The sequence below is a fragment of the Streptomyces sp. NPDC002868 genome (genome assembly GCF_055563295.1).
The window spans coordinates 1-17,743 of record NZ_JBVHDR010000044.1 but is presented as its reverse complement, the minus strand read 5'-3'; the positions used below and the strand labels follow the sequence as shown (position 1 = coordinate 17,743).

The 17,743-nt window shown below is 68.0% G+C and carries 13 protein-coding genes and 2 pseudogenes; 10 read left to right on the top strand and 5 right to left on the bottom strand.

What is annotated here, in order from left to right:
- The 3 genes from ACZ3H8_RS39475 to ACZ3H8_RS39465 form a co-directional block, all read left to right on the top strand.
- A partial coding sequence (locus tag ACZ3H8_RS39475) for a DUF3846 domain-containing protein (protein ID WP_467410036.1) occupies positions 1 to 372 on the top strand: 372 nt, incomplete at its 5' end.
- Positions 345 to 650 carry a hypothetical protein gene (locus ACZ3H8_RS39470; RefSeq protein ID WP_467410034.1) on the top strand — a complete coding sequence of 102 codons (306 nt, stop codon included), beginning with the start codon at positions 345 to 347 and terminating at the stop codon, positions 648 to 650. The genes ACZ3H8_RS39475 and ACZ3H8_RS39470, both read left to right, overlap by 28 nt.
- Before the next feature lie 689 nt (positions 651 to 1,339).
- Positions 1,340 to 1,753 carry a preprotein translocase subunit TatB gene (locus ACZ3H8_RS39465; RefSeq protein ID WP_467410033.1) on the top strand — a complete coding sequence of 138 codons (414 nt, stop codon included), beginning with the start codon at positions 1,340 to 1,342 and terminating at the stop codon, positions 1,751 to 1,753.
- A 653-nt stretch (positions 1,754 to 2,406) separates the two neighbouring features.
- On the opposite strand, the gene ACZ3H8_RS39460 is transcribed toward ACZ3H8_RS39465, so the two are convergent.
- The 3 genes from ACZ3H8_RS39460 to ACZ3H8_RS39450 all read right to left on the bottom strand — a co-directional run bounded on the left by ACZ3H8_RS39460 (position 2,407) and on the right by ACZ3H8_RS39450 (position 6,602).
- Positions 2,407 to 4,635 carry a WD40 repeat domain-containing protein gene (locus ACZ3H8_RS39460; RefSeq protein ID WP_467410030.1) on the bottom strand — a complete coding sequence of 743 codons (2,229 nt, stop codon included), beginning with the start codon at positions 4,633 to 4,635 and terminating at the stop codon, positions 2,407 to 2,409.
- A 1,416-nt stretch (positions 4,636 to 6,051) separates the two neighbouring features.
- On the bottom strand, positions 6,052 to 6,402 hold the full coding sequence (locus ACZ3H8_RS39455) for a DUF6415 family natural product biosynthesis protein (RefSeq protein ID WP_467410029.1): 351 nt from the start codon (positions 6,400 to 6,402) through the stop codon (positions 6,052 to 6,054).
- On the bottom strand, positions 6,399 to 6,602 hold the full coding sequence (locus ACZ3H8_RS39450; protein ID WP_467410027.1) for a hypothetical protein: 204 nt from the start codon (positions 6,600 to 6,602) through the stop codon (positions 6,399 to 6,401). The genes ACZ3H8_RS39455 and ACZ3H8_RS39450 overlap by 4 nt, the downstream gene beginning before the upstream one ends.
- A 99-nt stretch (positions 6,603 to 6,701) precedes the next feature.
- Between ACZ3H8_RS39450 and ACZ3H8_RS39445 the strand changes: the two genes are divergently transcribed.
- From ACZ3H8_RS39445 to ACZ3H8_RS39425, 5 genes are all read left to right on the top strand, one after another.
- On the top strand, positions 6,702 to 7,553 hold the full coding sequence (locus ACZ3H8_RS39445) for a helix-turn-helix domain-containing protein (RefSeq protein ID WP_467410026.1): 852 nt from the start codon (positions 6,702 to 6,704) through the stop codon (positions 7,551 to 7,553).
- Positions 7,554 to 7,567: 14 nt separating this feature from the next.
- A complete protein-coding gene (cyaB, locus tag ACZ3H8_RS39440) occupies positions 7,568 to 8,143 on the top strand; it encodes a class IV adenylate cyclase (RefSeq protein WP_467410023.1) in 576 nt (191 codons plus the stop codon).
- A 58-nt stretch (positions 8,144 to 8,201) separates the two neighbouring features.
- Complete coding sequence (locus tag ACZ3H8_RS39435; protein WP_467410022.1) at positions 8,202 to 8,747, top strand: hypothetical protein; 546 nt, start codon at positions 8,202 to 8,204, stop codon at positions 8,745 to 8,747.
- A 385-nt stretch (positions 8,748 to 9,132) separates the two neighbouring features.
- Positions 9,133 to 9,942 (top strand): AfsR/SARP family transcriptional regulator, encoded by an 810-nt coding sequence (locus ACZ3H8_RS39430; RefSeq protein WP_467410020.1) that lies wholly within the window; start codon positions 9,133 to 9,135, stop codon positions 9,940 to 9,942.
- Between the two features lie 754 nt (positions 9,943 to 10,696).
- Positions 10,697 to 10,948 (top strand): hypothetical protein, encoded by a 252-nt coding sequence (locus tag ACZ3H8_RS39425; RefSeq protein ID WP_467410018.1) that lies wholly within the window; start codon positions 10,697 to 10,699, stop codon positions 10,946 to 10,948.
- A gap of 488 nt (positions 10,949 to 11,436) precedes the next feature.
- Here ACZ3H8_RS39425 and ACZ3H8_RS39420 read toward each other — a convergent pair whose 3' ends face one another.
- A complete protein-coding gene (locus ACZ3H8_RS39420) occupies positions 11,437 to 12,144 on the bottom strand; it encodes a hypothetical protein (RefSeq protein ID WP_467410017.1) in 708 nt (235 codons plus the stop codon).
- A 412-nt stretch (positions 12,145 to 12,556) separates the two neighbouring features.
- On the opposite strand from ACZ3H8_RS39420, the pseudogene lexA reads away from it, so the two are divergent.
- Positions 12,557 to 13,135, top strand: a pseudogene (lexA, locus tag ACZ3H8_RS39415) (transcriptional repressor LexA); the annotation flags it as partial.
- 374 nt (positions 13,136 to 13,509) lie between these two features.
- On the opposite strand, the gene ACZ3H8_RS39410 reads toward lexA, so the two are convergent.
- Positions 13,510 to 16,293, bottom strand: a complete 2,784-nt coding sequence (locus ACZ3H8_RS39410) for a hypothetical protein (RefSeq protein ID WP_467410015.1) — start codon at positions 16,291 to 16,293, stop codon at positions 13,510 to 13,512.
- Positions 16,294 to 17,387: 1,094 nt separating this feature from the next.
- Here ACZ3H8_RS39410 and ACZ3H8_RS39405 point away from each other — a divergent pair.
- Positions 17,388 to 17,743 (top strand): annotated as a pseudogene (locus tag ACZ3H8_RS39405) (group II intron reverse transcriptase/maturase); the annotation flags it as partial.

The window sequence follows — 17,743 nt, the reverse complement described above, 5'->3', positions numbered from 1 at the left end:
ACCGACCAGGTGGACATGTGGCTGGACGACGAAGGGCTCTACAACCACCCGGTCAACAAGCTCGCGAGGCTGCTGGCGGTCCGCTTCGGCTTCACCTGGCAGGAGTACCACGGGCCCGTGCTGCTGACCGGCGGTGCGGACGCCGAGGGCGAGACGGTGCCGCTCAGCAAACAAGATCCTGGCGCTGCTCACCAGTCTCGAAGAGCTCTGAGCCCCCCGGCCCGGGGCAGCCCCACGGCTGCTCCGGCCCCGGGGCGCGGCCCACCGGCTGCCCCCGCCCGGGTGGCGGGGGAGTGGCACCTCCGCCGCAACCGGAAACACCCACTCTCCGAGGGGAGCCCGGCATGTCGGTCACCTTTACCGCCGAACTGACCGGTGAGCCGGTCGACATGGCCAGCTCCAACGCCGCTCGCGTGCTGGACACCCTCGGATACGCCGAGCCGTACGGCGACGAGGACGCCCAGGTTTTTCTCGGCCGCGTCCTGCTCGCGCTCGCCCTCGACCCCGCCGACGCCGGGCGCCCCGCCGTCACAGACGGCCGCGTCATCGACTGCGGCCGCTCCCAGGGCTACGCCCAGTCGCGGCTCAACGAGCTGCGCGAGCTCGCCGAGTACGCCCAGGCCCGAGCCCTGCGCGTCACCTGGGGCTGACGCCCCGCCCCGCCCCACCCGGGGGCGGGGCCCGCACCACCGGCGGTGGTCTGAGCCGTGCGTGCGCTCGCGCCGTGGCGCTACGCTCCTCCGCCAGCGCGGAGTAGAAGGACCTCCACACCCTGGCCGCATAACCGCGTGTGGTGAACCGGCATCCCGAGGGGATCAGGGCGGAGGACCTGGCCGAGGAGACCTGCCTCGATCGGCCCAGATCGAAGAGGCAGTGCTGTGGCGGCACGAGCGATACGGCAAGAAGGACGACCATGGGGCCAGCGAGTGAGCAGCGGTCTCTGCAACGCTTCTTCGGCAACGGCACAGATGGCTCACCTGCGCGGGTTAGGAAAATAGGTTGGCGGTCTGGCTGGTGTCCTCGCGGAGTTTAATTCACGTCCTCGCGGAGTTTAATTAGCGCTCGACTATTTAAACCAGCCCTATGGCCCGTGGTCGCTTTTGGGACGCGACGACCCGGACGTCCTTTCGCTAGCGCTTAAGGGGCTTCACCTGGAGTTACTGGCAGTTTCGAGTCCCACTTCCCGCCTTGGGGCTAAAAGCTAGGGACGCGAATCTAGCCGAATACCGTCTTGGGTCAGGGTGGGCCGGGGCCAAGAATTACCAGCGTTTCGACCGACCAACGCTGACGGCCGCCCGGCCGTTTTTCGCTCCGGTGTCGAACCTTTGAGGAGACGACTATGCGCAAGCTCGCTCGCTTTGCTGCTACGGCCGGCCTGGCCGCGTCCCTGATGGGCGCAGCGGTCGCCCCGGCTGTGGCCCAGCAGGAGACGGCCAGCAGCCCGCACCGCTACACCTGCTCCAACCAGGGCGGCGGCCCCAACCACACGGTCAACTGCTCCGGCCTGATCACCGTCAACAACGTCCTGAACGGCACAACCATCACCGTCGGGGACATCAATGTGCTGTCCAACAACCAGCTCCGCGACTTGGAGGTGACCCTGGTCAACGTGGCCGACAACAACGTCAACGCGCCCGTCACTATCCAGCTGGCGAATCTGGAGGCGGCCACGATCACCACCTACGTCCAGAAGTTCGGCATCACTGTCCTGCCGGTCAAGGTCACCGTCTGCGCCGGCAGCATCTGCGTCTGACACCGCCAAGCCTCCTCGACTTCTAGCGCCCGTCCCGAACGGCTTTGCGGGGCGGGCGCATCGGCGCCGCCGCGCCGCGGCGCCAACGATTAGCGGGACGGTTCCGCCGGACTGCCCTCTGCCTGTTGGTCTTACTCTCACATCGGCCGGTCGTCCAACGACCCAGCCATGCGGCCGGGCCGGTCAACCTCCAAGAGCCGACCACCAGCCATACAACCACCGACACCAGACCGGCCTCAGTAGGGTTGGGGACTGGAAACCGGAGCGAAAGCCACCGCGCCAGTAGCCGAGCCTACTCAGTGCCAGAACGGAAAATTTCCCAGGTTAGGGGCATGCTGACGCGTTCTTTGGCCTGAGCTTGCTGCGGCGTGTCCGCTTTGAGGACCGCCGCCTCTGTCAGCCTGCGGCTGTTGGCGACCGAGGCCCGCGTGGCGGACCCGGCAGGTGAGAGGGCGAAAGGGTCCACGCCCAGTCGCTGCGCTGGGCCCGTGCTGTGCGCGCCCAGCCGTCCGGGGCGGCGGCCGCTCTGCCGGAGTCGCCTCCGCTGCGGACCACGGCTGCGTCGGCCCTCCCACGCTGCCGCGCTTCTTTCGGCGCTGCTTGAACAGCCTGATCAGCCATGCCCAGCGGCGCGGCGAAAGCGGCTCAGCTGCTCACGTACGAGTCGGGAGGCGCCACAGCTGCACCTTTGCCTGGTCAGTAGTGGTGGCGAGGGTGCCTCCGTGGTGGCTGAATACCACGTCCCGTCCACCGGTGACAGGCAGGCGGTCTGCGATCGTCTGGCCGGTGACGTCCCAGAGGCAGACCGCTCCGCCGTCACCGGTTGCGGCGAGAAGGCGGCCGTCGCGACTGAACGCCAGTCCCTCGACCGTCATCTCGCGATCAGGGGTAAGGGAGGCGGCGACCTGCTTGCGGTCGGGGACCTTCCACAGCCGGACCGCGCCGTCTGCACCCCCGGTGGCCAGGAGCGTGCCGTCAGGGCTGAACGCCACGGCGTAGACATTGCTATTGTCGCTGGATGTTGGGCTGTGGGTGAGTGGGGGGCCAATCCGTTCGCGGTCGGCGACGTTCCACAGCGTGGCGGTGCCTGCCTGATTTCCGGTGGCGAGAAGGCGGCCGTCGGGACTGAACGCCACATCCCATGTCCCGTCACCGTTCTCATTTTGTAGGTCGGCTGTCTTGCGTCTATCGGCGGTATTCCACAGCCTGAGTCCGCCAAGCCCCACCGTGGCCAGTAACGTGCCGTCCGGGCTGAACGTGACCGCGTTGAGCCACTGTGTCTCACCGTCGATCGTGGTGGCGCGAAGCGGATCGCCGCTCTGCTTCCCGGTGCTGACGTCCCAGAGACGGACGGTGCCGTCCTTGCTGGCGGTGGCCAAGGTGCTGCCGTCCGGGCTGAAGGCCACGTCGTCGACCCTGCCGCCATAGGGGCCGCCGCCGTGCCCGGTCAAGGGCGACCCTACTTGCCGACGGCTTGAGACGTCCCATATCTGCGCCGTTTCTCCCTTGGTGATGGCAAGGAACTTGTCGTTGGGGCTGAACGCGATCGCGATGAATCCGAAATCCCCCTCGCCGACGAGTTGCCCCGTCATGCGAAGAGCCGAATCTGTCCCGGTCGGGCGCGGGCTGGCCGCGCGCCGCCGCCGCTGTGTAGTCGTCTCCGGCCCGCTGGCACGTACGGTCGCACCGAGGGTGAGGGCGAGCAATCCACCGGCCGCCGCCCTGCGCGTCAGGCGCCGGTGGTCGGGGGGCACTTCCCCCGAGGCCGCCTCCAGGGCGGCTGGACGTTCCTCTCGGGAGGGGGAAGGGGGCTCCGGGTCAACGCTCCCTGGCATTGTCCGGTTGTTCATGTCGTCCATGCTGGTCAGCGGGTTGTTCGGCCTGTCCGGCGAGACGATCGTCGCCACCGGAGTAGCCGTTGATGGGGGGACGGTCCGCAGCCCGTCCCGGGCTGTCCGGGTCAGGTCCCTCGTGGCCTCGTTGACCGCCTGCGCCTTGTCCAGCGCGTGCCCGACGTCCTCCAGGAACCCGTCATCACCGATCCCGCCGTCCGGGTCGACCGCACCGTCCGGCCCCGGACCGCCCGGGGGCTCAGGAGGCAGTGCGATCAGCTCAGCCAGCTGCCGCTGCAGCTCGCTGATCCTGCGCTGGGCCTGTTCCACAAGCTGCTGCGCTTGGTCGCGCTGAGCCTCGGCCTGCGCTCTCTCCCTCTCGGCGCGCTCCAGATGCCCGTGCGCGGTGGCCAGCCGACCGTCGGCGCGGTGAAGTTCGCCGGAGGCGGCGGCTGGCCGAGTGCGTAGTGCGGCCGTCTGCTGTTCCAGGTCAGTGATTTTGTTGTTGAGCTGATTGATCATCTGCAGCAGCACCATCACCAGGGTCACGGCGTTGGCCCGGGCCTGCTCACTGTCGGCATGGGCCTGGTGGGCACGCATCAGCTGCTCCTGATAGCCGCTGATGGCAGCCCGTACGGCTGCCTGGTCCACGCGACTGGGCACCGGGCCCGGCACCGGGGTGGGGGAATGCTGGTACTGCAGCCACCACCGGCGAGCCTGCGCCAAGTGGCGCTCGGCCTCCTCATGGGTGGCAAAGCACACGTCGGCGACGGCCTCCACGAAGTCCCAGCTCAGGCCCTGCCCGCTCAGCCACGCGGACAGCGTGGACCTGGCCGGTACCTTGCCGCTGGTGAAGTGTTCCGGCGTCAGCCGGGCCCGCAGGCCCTCCAGGCCAAAGGGGGCCCGGCCGACCCAGGCGCCAAAGGGGGCCTGGCCGACCCAGGTGCGCAGCAGCGAGGCGACCTCGTTCAGTTCTCGGTAGCCGCCTCTCAGAGGCCCCCACGGCCGTCCCCCGAGGCCTCCCCGACCCGGCTTGCTCGTCTCTCCCAACCCCCGGCCTCTCGCCATCGGCCGAACAACCGACCTTTATCCGACCCGTCCAGCGAACAACCTCGCCACCCTAGTCGGCACCATCTCACCAGAGTCATCGTCAGCTTCGCAGGCCGAAAACCACACTGAAGCGAGGCCACAATGACCCACCCCACCACACCCCGCCCGCAAGCCGACCTAGCCGCATTCCTCGCCGTTTTGGGCACCGGGATCGTGCTGATCCGCTGGGGTCACTTCCCGCCCGACGCCCTCGCCCTCCTGACCACGGCCCTCAGCGGCCTGTACGCCACGTGGCGCACGCCGCTTGGCGCATCCCCCGGCCAGACCGCATCTAGCTGCTAGCCAGTGCCAACACCCAAGGGGACGACGAGTCGTGCGGTCGGGACGATCGCTGATCGCCCGGCTGTACGGTTCGTGACCCGCTCGGCGGGCACTGGGCCGCAAAACCCCGCGGCCACGACGGCCCCGCCGCGTCGACGACGGTCCGCACGGGACCTCGGTGCGACGCGAAACCACCTACGCTCGGATACGCCGAGCCGTACGGCGACGAGGACGCCCGGCTTTTCCTCGGCCGCGTCCTGCTCGCGCTCGCCCTCGACCCCGCCGACGCCGGGCGCCCCGCCGTCACGGCCGGCCGCTTCACCGACTGCGGCCGCTCCCAGGGCTACGCCCAGTCGCGGCTCAACGAGCTGCGCGAGCTCGCCGAGTACGCCCAGGCCAGGGGCCTGCGCGTCACCTGGGGCTGACGCCCCCGCCCCGCCCCACCCGGGGGCGGGGCACGCACCACCGGCGGCGGGGGAGTGGCACCCCCGCCGCGCCGAGAACACACCCCGAGAAAGGGCACCCCTGATGAGCGCACCCGCTACGACGACAACGTCAGCCGGACCGTCAGCATCCTGACCCTGTCAGCCCGTATCGCCGAGTCCGGCAGCATCACGCACCTGCCGGAGAACGTGCGCCCCGTCAGCTGGGCGGCCTGTCTGTAAGCACTTCCATGGGGACCATGGTTCCGAGGAGTTCTGGTACCGCTTTCGAACCGGCGGACGACGGCTCACCCTGGCTCCTGACGACCTCTTCTCGCTGGCCATGCCTGTGCATCAGCCCATCACCGGCGGTCGAACGGGCGTCGGAGCCAAAAGAACTCGGAACTCTGGTACCAGCGACGGTCCGTACAAAAACAATGCGGGGCGGCGGGTACCCGCCGCCTGCCCGTGACCGACGCCGTGTGCTGGAGCTGCTGCGAGCCCAGCCAGGTCTCACCACCGAGCAACTGACCGCGCGCGCCAGGCGGGACGCCGTGGATCCTCTCGGAGCTGCACCGCCGTTCCGACGCCTTCACGTCCGGAGGGCGCGCTGGTACGCCTCGGGACACAACTCGCATGCGATTGGGGGTAGTTGACTCAGCCAGCCCCAGCCTCAGGCGCGCAGGTTCTCGCTGTGGTCCAGGAGCGCGTTCACCGACCGGGCGAGCCGCTGCGCATGGGCGATGGCGGCCGGGAATCCGGGGCCGGGAGTGAGGTCCAGGCGGGTGCGTGCCTCGGTGACACCGGCCAGGGCACAGGCACGCGGCACGTCGTCCAGCGAGAGCCCGGCGGTCGCCTTCTCGACCTCGGGGATGAGCAGCATCAGGTTGCCGCGCAGCAGGAGCGTGAGGGTCTCGATCTCCTCGAACGTCGGCAGCTCCGCGTCAGGCCCCAGCAGCCGCCGCGCGGCCGCGCGCATGGTCTCGAAGTCCAGCGGGAGAGAGTCCGCGTTCCGTGCGTTCACAGCTGGCCCTCTCGTCTGTGCGGGTGATTCCGCAGCTCGATGCTCAGGTTGACGACCGTGCTCAGGTCGTCCGCCCGGCGGGCCGTCTCGGGCTGCCTGTTGAGCTCGGCACAGACACCGCAGCCCTGGACCGGCGAAGCCTCGGAGAGTGGCTCGCCCAGGTGCACCGGGCCGCTCATGGTCGTTCTGATCGTCGCCATATCAACAGGCTTGACTACACAACGTGTTGAACAAAGCCCCCGCCGGGTATCTCATCGTGAGATGGTTTCTCACCTCACGATGAGAACCGGGGGCCACACATGGCGACAGCCACCTCACCGATCCAGATGCCTGCCTGGGCCTGGGAGAAGGCCGATGTACGGCAGGCCCTGCGTGGCCGGGATATCGGTGCGGTGTTCCGGTTCGTGCAGCAGTACGGAGGCGCCAGCCAGTCACGCATCGCCACGGCCGTCGGCATGACCCAACCCAGGGTGGGTGAGATCCTCCACGGCCGCCGCGAGGTCACCCGTCTCGACGTCTTCGAGCGCGTCGCCGACGGGCTCCAGATGCCCGACGACGCCCGGCATCTGATGGGCCTTGCGGCCAGCCGGGAAAAGCGCTCCGGCGGGGCGGCGTTCGACCTGGCCGCGTTCCCCGAGGTAGTCCGGGTGTACGCCTCGCAGTCCTCCGCCCGCGAAGAGATCCAGCAACAGGCCCGAGCCGCCCAGGAGCTGGACGTTCTGGCCGTGCGAGGGCTGGGGTTGATCGGCCTGAACGACAGCCTCCTGAGAGCCTGTCTCCCGCGCGATCAGGGTGGCCGGGGCCTGCGGGTCCGGGTGTTGCTGCTGGACCCCGAGGCGCCAGCTCTCGCCCTGCGAGCGGCTGAGATCGGGGAGTCCGCCGAGTCCCTGGCGGGCGGCGTGCTGCTGGCCGAGGCTCGGCTGCGCGAACTCGCGGAGATGTGCCAGATCGAGGTGTACCGCTACGGCATGCTTCCCACGTGGCGGGTGATCCGCACCGACTCGGTGATGTTCGTGGGTGCGTTCGACGCCGGGTGGGAAGGTCACGAGAGCGCCACCTACAAGGTGATGTCCACGCCGCACGGACCCTTGTTCCGAGGGTTCTCCAGGATGTTCGATGCCATCCTGGCCGGAGCCGAGCGCACGGTGTGAGGGGAGAACGACGGGTGATCGAGGCGGAGCTGAAGGCCCGGGTGCACGCACCCGAAACCGTGCTGAGACGGCTGGAGGAGCGCGCTCACGGCCGTGCCGAGGTCTACGCGGACACCTACTACGACCGCCCCGACCGAGCGCTGGAGAAGGCCGACGAGGAGCTTCGGGTGCGCACCGTGCACGGGCCCGCCGACACCCGCTCCGTGCTCACGTACAAGGGCGCGCGGGTGGACGAGGCGTCCGGCTCCAAGCCCGAGCACGAGACCCGCGTGGACGACCCCGAGGCGGTGCGCGCGATACTCCGTGGGCTGGGGTACGTGCCGGTGATCACCTTTGAGAAGCGCTGCCGCAACTACGACTTCGAGGCCCGGGGACGGCAGATGCTCGCCACGCTGGTGCGCGTGCCCGAGATCGACGGCACATTCCTGGAGCTGGAGACCCAGGCCCCGGAGAGCGAGCTGTCCGCCGCCTTGGACGACGTGCGCACCGTTCTGACAGAGCTGGGCATCGGGCCCGGCGACCTGACCACGGAGACGTACACGGGGGCGGTGGCTGCCCAGCGGCAGCGATGCCCCCTTGCCGGCTCTTAATTAGGTAAATCACGTTCGACCAGGTGACGGCGGCGACAGACAGCGGCACACTCCCGCCATGAACCTCTCCGTAGCGGCAGCTGATGCGTCCTGGTGGGACGACTGGCTCAAGTTCACGCCCGGCTGGCTAGCCTTCGTAGTGACCGTGGCCACGGGAATCCGGAAGGCGATGAACCGGCGGCACGAGCTGGCGATCGGACCGGACCAGGCTGCCGCCCGTGAGCAGCTCACGAAAGCTCGCACCCTCTTCGAGGACATCACGGCCAAGGGCGGCCAGCGGGTGAAGTGGTTCCAAGACGAGGAGCGGCGGGACACCGGCCAGCTGATCCGTGATCTGGCAGACCGTCTCGACGACAACGCCCTCAAGGACGCAATGAACAGCGTCGCAGCCTCATGGGACAAGGCATTTGCGGACTCGCCTCCGAATCGCATCCGGGCGCGCCATATGGGAGATGAGCCGTCCCCGTACGAGCGTGCGCAAGACACCGAGGATCAAGCACAGATTGTGCGGCAGATTGCTGCCGCTCGTGAAGGCATCGAACACGTCAAAGCAGCCGTGAAGCGCCTCAACAAGCTGGAGCGTCGGATCATCGGCCGCTCATGACGAAGCCCCCGCACTTCGCGCTTTGACGCGCTGCGGGTCCCGGCAGCCGGAAGCGGCAGCGCAAAGAGGGAGATCGACCGGTCGATCGCCCGCCGCGGCATCCATCGGGGGAGCGAATGCTCTGAGGTTGGGATTGGCACTCCGATCACACCCCAGCACCGAGATCCGCTCACCCTCGTCGACGACGTCCTTGATGACCAGCGGTGCAACCCTGAAAGCACCACGTCTACAAGTTCGTTGACATCCCTCACGTGGTGTCAACGACGACACCAGCACGCGCCGTCACCACCGAAAGTGAGACACGGTCGTTCGCGTCACCATTCCCGCGCCCGCACCGGCCGCCGAATCGCGGCCAGTCGTTGCAACAGAGCGGGCAGCCGAGGCAGTGTCGGCCGCTCCCGAGTCCCCGGACCCGGCCACGGACTCCGACCCGGCGGCTCCATCCGCTTTGCTCCTTGGGCCCATCAGCATCGAGGGCGTCACCGGCCGGATCGACTCCAACCGCTTGAGTATCGCCATCGAGCTGGTCGCCTACCTCGCCCTCAACCCCGGTGTCGACCACCACGCGATCGACGACGCCCTCTGGCCCGGGCGCATCGTCAACAAGACCATGCGCAACGCCGTCATCTCGCGCACCCGCTCCTGGCTGGGCAAGGACGCCGACGGCACCGCCCACTTCCCTCGCGTCCAGGACACCGGCGACAGCCGGTATCGCCTCGGCCCGGCCGTCACCTGCGACTGGACCCGCTTCCAGCGCCTCGCCCGCACCGGCCTTGCCCGAACCGACGAAGACGGCGACCTCGCCCTGCGCCGCGCGCTCGCTCTCGTCCGTGGCCGGCCCTTCACCGGCATCGACCCCCAGCGCTACGCGTGGGCCGAACCGGCGATCCAGGAGATGGTCTCGTCGGTCGTGGACGTCGCCTTTGAGCTGTCCACCCGGCGCCGGGAAGCAGACGACATCCCCGGTGCCCTGTGGGCGGCCCGTCGCGGACTGCTCGCCGCCGAGGAGAGCGAGATGCTGCACCGCCAGATCTTCCTCGCCCACCACGCCGCTGGCGACATTGACGCCCTGCGAGAGGCCGCCGCCCGCCTCGCCCGAATCAACGAACAGCTGCTCGGTGGCGTCGACATGGAAGCTGAGACCGCCGAACTCCTACGCAACCTGCTGCCCCGCCCGATCACCCGCGCGCGCTGACGAATTGGCTGCTCGGCAGAGGTTGATGAGCGTTGAGAAGACTCGGTCAATCACCGGGGCTGGGGCGCCTGCCACCTGTACGGGCCGTGTGCGCACTGTGAAGGGCCGTCTGTGATGTGGGTGTGCGACCGCAGCTGACGTCTTCGTAGTCGAGGTCCTCGATCGGGCGGTCGGCCAGGCACCTGATGTGCAACTCCGAGACTCTGTCGGGGCAAGGGCAGCCTCCCGGACAAGGACATCGGACGTCCCAAGGCACACATGGTGCACGCGCGCGGCAAGTTCGGGCATTCCGACGAGGTGCACAGCTGGAGAACCGGCCGCCATGACCCGACCTCCTCCACCCGCACGAGAGTTGGCCGCTGGTGACGTCGGCCCGCGAAGTTCCTGTAAGACCGCCGCGAAGTTCCTGAAGGACCGCCAGAGCCCTAACTCCTAGTAGGGACGGCCGATTCAGAGGGGCGACTCACGTGCCGGACCGCGCCTTCTGTGCTGATCCGTGCCTGACAAGGGCGAGTCGCGAGTCACGCCACCATGCGGCGGGAGCACTGTTCGGGCGGCTGTCGGCGCGGCACTGTCGTGTGCGGTCTGGCCGTCCGTTCTGTCAGTGCCATGTCGTAGCGTTGCGCTCGTCGCTCTTCGGCATGACGAAGGGAGACCTTGGGTTGCGGACTTTGCTGGCAGGCTCGCCGCGCCCTAGGTCTCCCCTTGTCCGTCGTCGGGTACGCCCATCCACTGCTAGGGGAGAAGGAGACCCTTGACTGAGTTCGACCGTACATTAGAGGTACGACAGCGGCTCGAAGCCCGCCTTGAGCAGGCCACAGCCACAATCCGTCGGCTGTCGGTTGGCATGGCGCTGATGTTCGGGGTGATCGGCGCACTGAGCGCGTACATCATCGCGGGACTGCTGCATGCGCCGCCGCTCGGGGCTGTTGGGTCCGCCGGTGCCACCTTCATCGCGGTATCAACGCTCGCCTTAGTGATAGAGGCACGGTTTAACGGAGGCTGACCAAGCCGTCACGGTGACGGCTTGCTATGGGGTGGAGGACAGACCCTCTTCCACCCCACAGTGTTCAAGATGGTGCTGGGCAAGCCCCCCTTCTCCACCAGGTTGCGTCTCGGGCCGCTCCTTCGAGTAGCCCCTCGGTTTGTCCCCTCACACCAGCGGTGTCAGGGCTTCGGCGGCCCCGCACTTCTTGCAGGCTTGGGCACCCGCGCGCGTACCGAGCCCGGGCGGTCGACGCCGGCCGAGCCTGGATCAACCACCGCCACGAGAACGTTTGAAACGCTGGACAGCTGCTGCGACCAGGGCGCGTGTACGGAAGGGCCCCCGGGGACCTGGGGATACGCCCCGGGCCCCCGGGACTTGCTCACTGGCGGATGTTCGCGATGATCTGAACGGTGCCGTCGGTCAGTACCACGAGGCCGAAGCCCGCAGGATGAGCTGGGCTGCGTGGATGACTATTCGGTTCTGAGGTTCCCTGTTAGCCCGCGTCGTCAGCCACCCGCGGACTGCTGGCGAGCAGCCGCACGCGCCAGCTGGTAGGCCTCGCCGATCAGACCAGCGCAAGCCATCCATTCCTCATCGCCCTTGAAGGGGACACGCGCTGCCCGGGACAGGGTTTGAGCAGCAGCACGGGCCGCGGCCGCCGCCGGCGTGTCCGGGCCCTCCATGGGCGGATTGCCGAAGCCAGGCAGGGGGCGAAGGCTCCGGATCGCGTCTGACCCCCATGTCCGTCCGTCCTCGCGTTCGCCGTAGGGCGCGAGGACGTCGACAGCGGCTTGCGCGAGCCCATGCCCGTCACCATGGCGACCGGCGTGGGCCAATGCGGCGAACACCGCCACCAACTCCCGCCGCGAATCGCTGAAGGGCTCATCGTTGACCCACGACTGCTCGACAGCGGTCCACGCCTCCCGGCTGGCCAGCTCGAGCTTCTTGTATTCGGCGTCAGAGATGTCGTCGGGGGAGTTGTAGCGCGCGGCGTCCGCCGCCTCGAACGCCCTTTGCAGGGGAGCGGTGACTGCCCACTCGGCCAGCAGCGCGGTGAGATCTGCCGCTTCGACGATGAGTCCGACGGCACGCAGCGCCTGGGCAAGGACGTACACGGGGGAGTCGACGTTACGGAGCGCATCGGTGTACTTTTCGCCCGTCTCGCGCTGCCAGCGGCGTGCCTTCTGGCCAGCGGTGGACTGCTTCTTCGGCATGGAACGCTTCTCTCCGGGACAGCCCGCGCCTGCCCGCAGAAGAGTGCGTTTGCTGCGGAAGGTGTGGCGGGCCTCGAAAGACCTTGGCCGTATGTGCTGTCCCGGCGCGGGCGGGGACAACCTCGGCGAGTGGCGTGCGCTTCCTGCCGGGCGCCACTCTAGCGCCTCCGCACCCGTCAGTGCGCCCGCCGACGCCACCATGGCCCCGCACTGTCAGACCTGGCTCGTAACGTCGTGAGAAAGGGCCTGGAGAGGCCGGGCCCGTGCAGGCATGGGAGCGGGCCATGGGTGAGATCAGTGTGGACAGGCAGCACCTGGACCGGCTGCTGGCCGACAGCGCTGGCACCTACGGAGCTCCGTACCAGCGGGCTTTCGCAGACCTCGCCAGGACACACCAAGGCCGGCCCCGCTCTTGAGATCCTGCCCTTGCTGCGCCGGGCGGCCGACCAGGCCCTGCTGGAGTTCACCCACGCCGACCTGGTCGAGCAGGCCGAAGCGATCAGTACCGGCGAGCGGTACGTACTGCGCGTCACGGTCACCTGAAGATCGGGGCCAGCGCGTCGCCTGGCAGGGCTACCCGCCGTCGATGCGGGAGATCGGCCAGGCGGTCAAGCTCAAGAGCACCTCGTCCGTCGCGCACCAGCTGATGGCCCTGGAACGCAAAGGCGTCCGCTACCGCGACCCGCACCGGCCGCGCGCCTACCGCGTCCGCGCCGCCTGGGCCGCCGACTTCCCCGAGACTCCGACGCAGGCCGCGCCTGACACGGTGCACTTCCCCCTGGTCGGCAGGATCGCCGCCGGCGCGCCGATCCTTGCCGAGGAACCGGTCGAGGAAGTATTCCCCCTGCCTCGCCAGCTGGTGGGCGAAGGGCAGCTGTTCGCACTGAAAGTCGTCGGCGACAGCATGATCGAGGCCGCCATCTGCGACGGCGACATCGTCACCGTCCGCCGCCAGGACTCCGCCGACCACGGCGACGTCGTCGCTTCTCTGGGACTGGCGGTGTGGCGCGAGGCGAGATGAGACTTATTTGCGCAGCTCAGCGCCGGTGCAAGCGACAGTATCTTGTGCAACACCTGTGGTGCTATCGCTCGTTCGAGTGGTCTCCACCCGAGGGGAGGGGATCGGCTCAAGCGCGTCAGTCGGCGGCCGGGCGCTGGCTGACGCATCAGCAGGGACCCATCGACGCTGCTGATGTGGCAGGCATTTCCCGCGTTCGGCAGGCTCGCGCAGCCGGGCGTTTACCCAATCGCACGGCGTCGTGTTCACGCGCTGCGAGGGTCGGACCTGCGGAGAGGCCAGGCGAGATGCCGAAACGTGGACGCAGCCTCCCGCGAACAGGTATCTGGCTGGAGGGGCGACCGCGGTCAGAGGCCCCAAGCGTCGCGGAAGGTTGTGAGGCAGCCGACTGAGGTCCAGGGGCTGAGGGAGAGGGCATGGCGGGCGTCCGCGAGCTTGGCCAGAGACTGGCCGCCCGCCTCTGGCTTTGCTGCCTGCTGGAGACGGTCCGAAGTCAGGGTGCTCCCGAAGAAGTCCATCACTGTTGCGGCGAAGAGCATGAAAGCGGCGAGTTCGCACCCCATCCGCGTGGCCGCGGGCATTGACGACCCGTCCGGATTGCGGAGTCCTGCGAACTGCCGCAGGCACCACTCAGCCAGCTCCTTGTACCACTCTCGGAATTGGTCCGCGGAGGCGCCCGTGGGGTCGATGAGTTCGATGCGGCTAACGAGGGCGAGGCCGGCCGGTCCGCATGCCTCCCGGAGCAGGCCGTGGCGGACGGCCTCGAGTCGAGCGGCGGCCTCGTGGCGCATCAGCTCCGGCACGGCTTGCAACAGGTCGATGGTGCCCTTCTCGCCGTGCTGGCCTACCAGTTGGCGCGCGCTGCGCTGCAGTTCCCGAGGGAGGCCGCCGGAGAGTACGTAGCACAGGGCGACGAAGGGCTCGCTCCACCCGAGCAGCAGCCCGTAGAGGATCTTTCGCCCGGTGTCGAGCCCCAGGCGCTGGAGGGTGAGGACATCGTCGAAGCAGCTGTCGAACACGTCGCGGAAGGGTATGCCGCGCCGTTCGAAGCTTGCGGCCGCCTCCTCCGAGACGGAGACGAGGAAGAAGCAGCGGCTGGCACCGAACACGCCCTTGATGTCGTTGAGGAAGTTCTCGACGTCCTCCGCACTTCGCAGCTTGTCCAGCTCGTCGACGGCGATGATGAGCTGGTGCTTCTGGGTGACGGCCTCCAGGAAGGCCCGGAGACCGGACACGATCTCAGGGTAGGTCTTAGTCCGTTCCGCTAGCGTCGTACCTTGCTTGGACCCGACGTCGACACCGACGGGAAGTTGCCGCGCGCCACCGAGCCTGAGCGTCATGGAGTGCTCGTTGCTGAGGGTCTGCTCGTAGCGGATCTGCCGGAGCTGGCCGAGCGCGAGTTCCTGGAGCCCGGCCTCACTGGAGTACGTCGTGGTCTCGGCAGCCCTCGCAGGAGGAAGGTGCCAGAGGTTCCGCAAGACCCGTGCATAATGTTTGCTCCCCGAGGAGAGCAGAGTCGCACCGAGAACGACCGCAGCCGTGCCACCCAACAGCATCCAGGTGCCCCGCCCCAACCCGCCGGACACCGTAAGTAGAGACAAGCCGATCGCTGCGGTGAGCGCGAGGATGGGCCAACCCCAGCTGACGTACCGCACGGCCCTGTAATAGCGCCAATCCTCGGCTGTCGTCGCATCAATCGGAGCCCAAGGGGTCATGAATCTGGTCCGGCGGCCGGGCACCGCCAGCCGCACAGTACCGAGGAGGAGCAGCACCAGCAGTCCGACCGCAAAGGCGGTCATCACCAAGCCCGCATAGGTCCATGCGTCATCGGGTGCGCTGAGGCGCCGGGCGGCAATGGCGACAAGAATGGCGCCTCCGGCGAGGCACACGACACCGGTCGCTGCGACGCCCACTGCCGTGAGGACACTGGCAGCGCGTCTCGGGGTCTCCTCCACCTCGACCTCGAGCAGCCGGTCCGCGTTGGGGCCGAGCAGCGCCCGGCAGACCTCAGCGTGCAGGTGCAGGACGAACTCACGCGACTCGTACGCGACGGGAGCCGCCACCGAAACACCAAGTCGCGATCGTTCTGGTGGCTCCCGCGTCGACTCCCCGAGAGCCATCGTGTGGGTACCGGATGTCGTGAAGAACTTGATGAGCGCCGACTTGCCGACACCACGCGGGCCCGCGATGCCGAAGCTTCCCTCGCCATGCCGGTCTATCATCGACTCCAGCCGCTCGAAGGACGAGGTGACCACTACCTTCTTGTTGGTGATCGTCTCGCGCAGCCCTTTGAGGGATCGGATCTGCATGCTCAGGGCGAAGTGCGCTGCCACAGCGCTGTTGAGCGCGGTGAGAACCAGCCCATGAATCGTCGATTCCGCCATGGACCCTAGATCAGCCCGCGCCGCCTTCCACTCTGTTTCCAGGTTCCGGAAATCTGGCCGCTCACTCGCCTGGACAATCTGCTCGGTCATGTGGCGCTCCAGGCTTGCCTGGATTCGGAGCAGTTCGTACGTGACGCCGACGATCTCATCCTTTACGGCAGCTCGGGGCGGGTCCGGCCACTTTGGTGAGCCGGCTCGGTTCCTGCGTTTGGCTTGCCACCCCCGGCCGACAGCCGGGCTGGTTCGGGCCGGCAAGAGATGAGCAGCCGCTGTGCGTCGCTCCCACGCCGCGGTCAGGAGGACGCGCACTTCCGTGCCGTCATCGACTCCTCCTGGCGGCTCCTGACTCACGTCGAACAGCGCCTGCGACACGTCGCGAAGTCCGTCCGCCGCCTCGGAAAGCTTCGTGAACGCGGCATGGCGACCCGGATCCGACGCTATTTCCGTTACCAGCAGCTCATGCAGGCGGACGCCCAACTGGCGAGTCCGCTCGAGCTGTTCCGCCAGGTTCATCTTGATGACGCCACGCTGGTCGTCTACCAGATGCTCGAGCTGTGGTGGTTCCTGAAGGACCGCCAGCTGCTCATCTATCTCCGGCCGAGCACGTACAGCGGCCAGCGCTTCCTTCACCAACTGGTTCTCGTCGACGGTGTACGGCCCCGCAGTACTACTTTGGAGGACGGACGACCACACCTTGGGCTGCCCCGTGAGGGGGTCTTGCGAACGAATACCGCTGGGAAACGCCATGGAGATCACCCCAGTGTCGACGGTCAGCCAATTCCCCACCCCGAACGCCACGTAATGGGCCAGCGGGACGTCGGCGTTGCGCCCCCGCTGCGGACATGGGGACGGTGACCGTGTGCCGAGATCCCCACGGCGCCACGGGTTCCGGGGTCGCCCGATAGCCAGACCGTCGTTCAGGCTGGTCAGGAACTGTCCAGGGTGGCCGCAAGGCCAACCCGGAGCGCCGCCGAAGGCGCCCTTGACTGACCGAACCGGCCGCACACTCAGCGGTCGGGCGGCCGTCACGGCCCAGCCCAGGTGGGCAAATATGTGCAGCTGATCATGCAGTTCGTGGGGGATTGCGTGACCGCTGACACCCACCGCGTAGGACTCCCCTCCAGGATTATCCGAACCCCCGAAACGGTCAAATCGGCGCCTGCCCTGCTCGGCGGCGAGGGGAACTTACTTCAACGTTCACTGGCACGGGAGTGCGCCACGAAGTGCCACGTAATCGAGTGGAGGTGAAAGGCCGACACCGCCGGGCCGTCGCAGCGGTCTGGTGAAGCTGGGGGCAGCCTTATCCGGGGAACGCCGGGGAGGGTGGCAAGCGGCCCCGACAACGGCGGGACGTGCCGGGACTACCGGACGGTGCGGGCCCGTCTAGCGAGGTCAGAAGGTGTAGCGAGAGCGAACCAGTGGTTGAAGCTCCGTAAGCAGTGAGCCGGCTCAAACCTGGTGGATACGGGCCGGTATGCAGCGCGTGACGCGTCCGTCTTCGGATGGGCGGGTCAACTCCGAAGCCGGTTTCTTGTTCCGGTGAGGAGGCCACGTTGAAAGCCTGCGGCGTAGGCGTGGCGATGCTGCCGGAGTAGAGCTGGGCACCTCTCTGACCGATCGATTGCGTGGTGAACGTGGGAACCATCCGCGGTCGCCCGAGCCGCCGGGCATCCAGTACGGCGGTGGGCAGGTCCGTTGCCGACTGATGGCCGTGGGTGGGGCGGAGGCCCCGTAGTAGTCGCGGGAGTAACGACCCGTCGTGGAGGCCGGGAAAGCCGGTCGCAGGGCCAAGGGGGCCAGCAAGTCAGTGGCTGAGGTACTGGAATGTCGGGAGGTCGCCGGTGAATACCGACGAGCTGGAGCGCGCCTTGTATGAGGCGGAGCGCCGGGTACTGAAGATCCAGACCAAGCTGCACCGTTGGGCTCGTGATGATCCTCATCGTAGGTTCGACGACCTGTTCAATCTCGTTGCCGATCCTGGTTTCCTGCTGGTGGCCTGGGATCGGGTGCGGGGCAACAAGGGTGCGCGCACGGCCGGGGTGGACGGACGCACGGCGTCGTCCATCGCGCTGTGGGTCGGGGTCGAGGAGTTCCTCGATGCTCTGCGGTCGCAGATCAAGGACCGCAGTTTCCAGCCCATGCCGGTGCGGGAGCGGATGATCCCCAAGTCGGGTGGCAAGCTGCGCCGTCTGGGGAT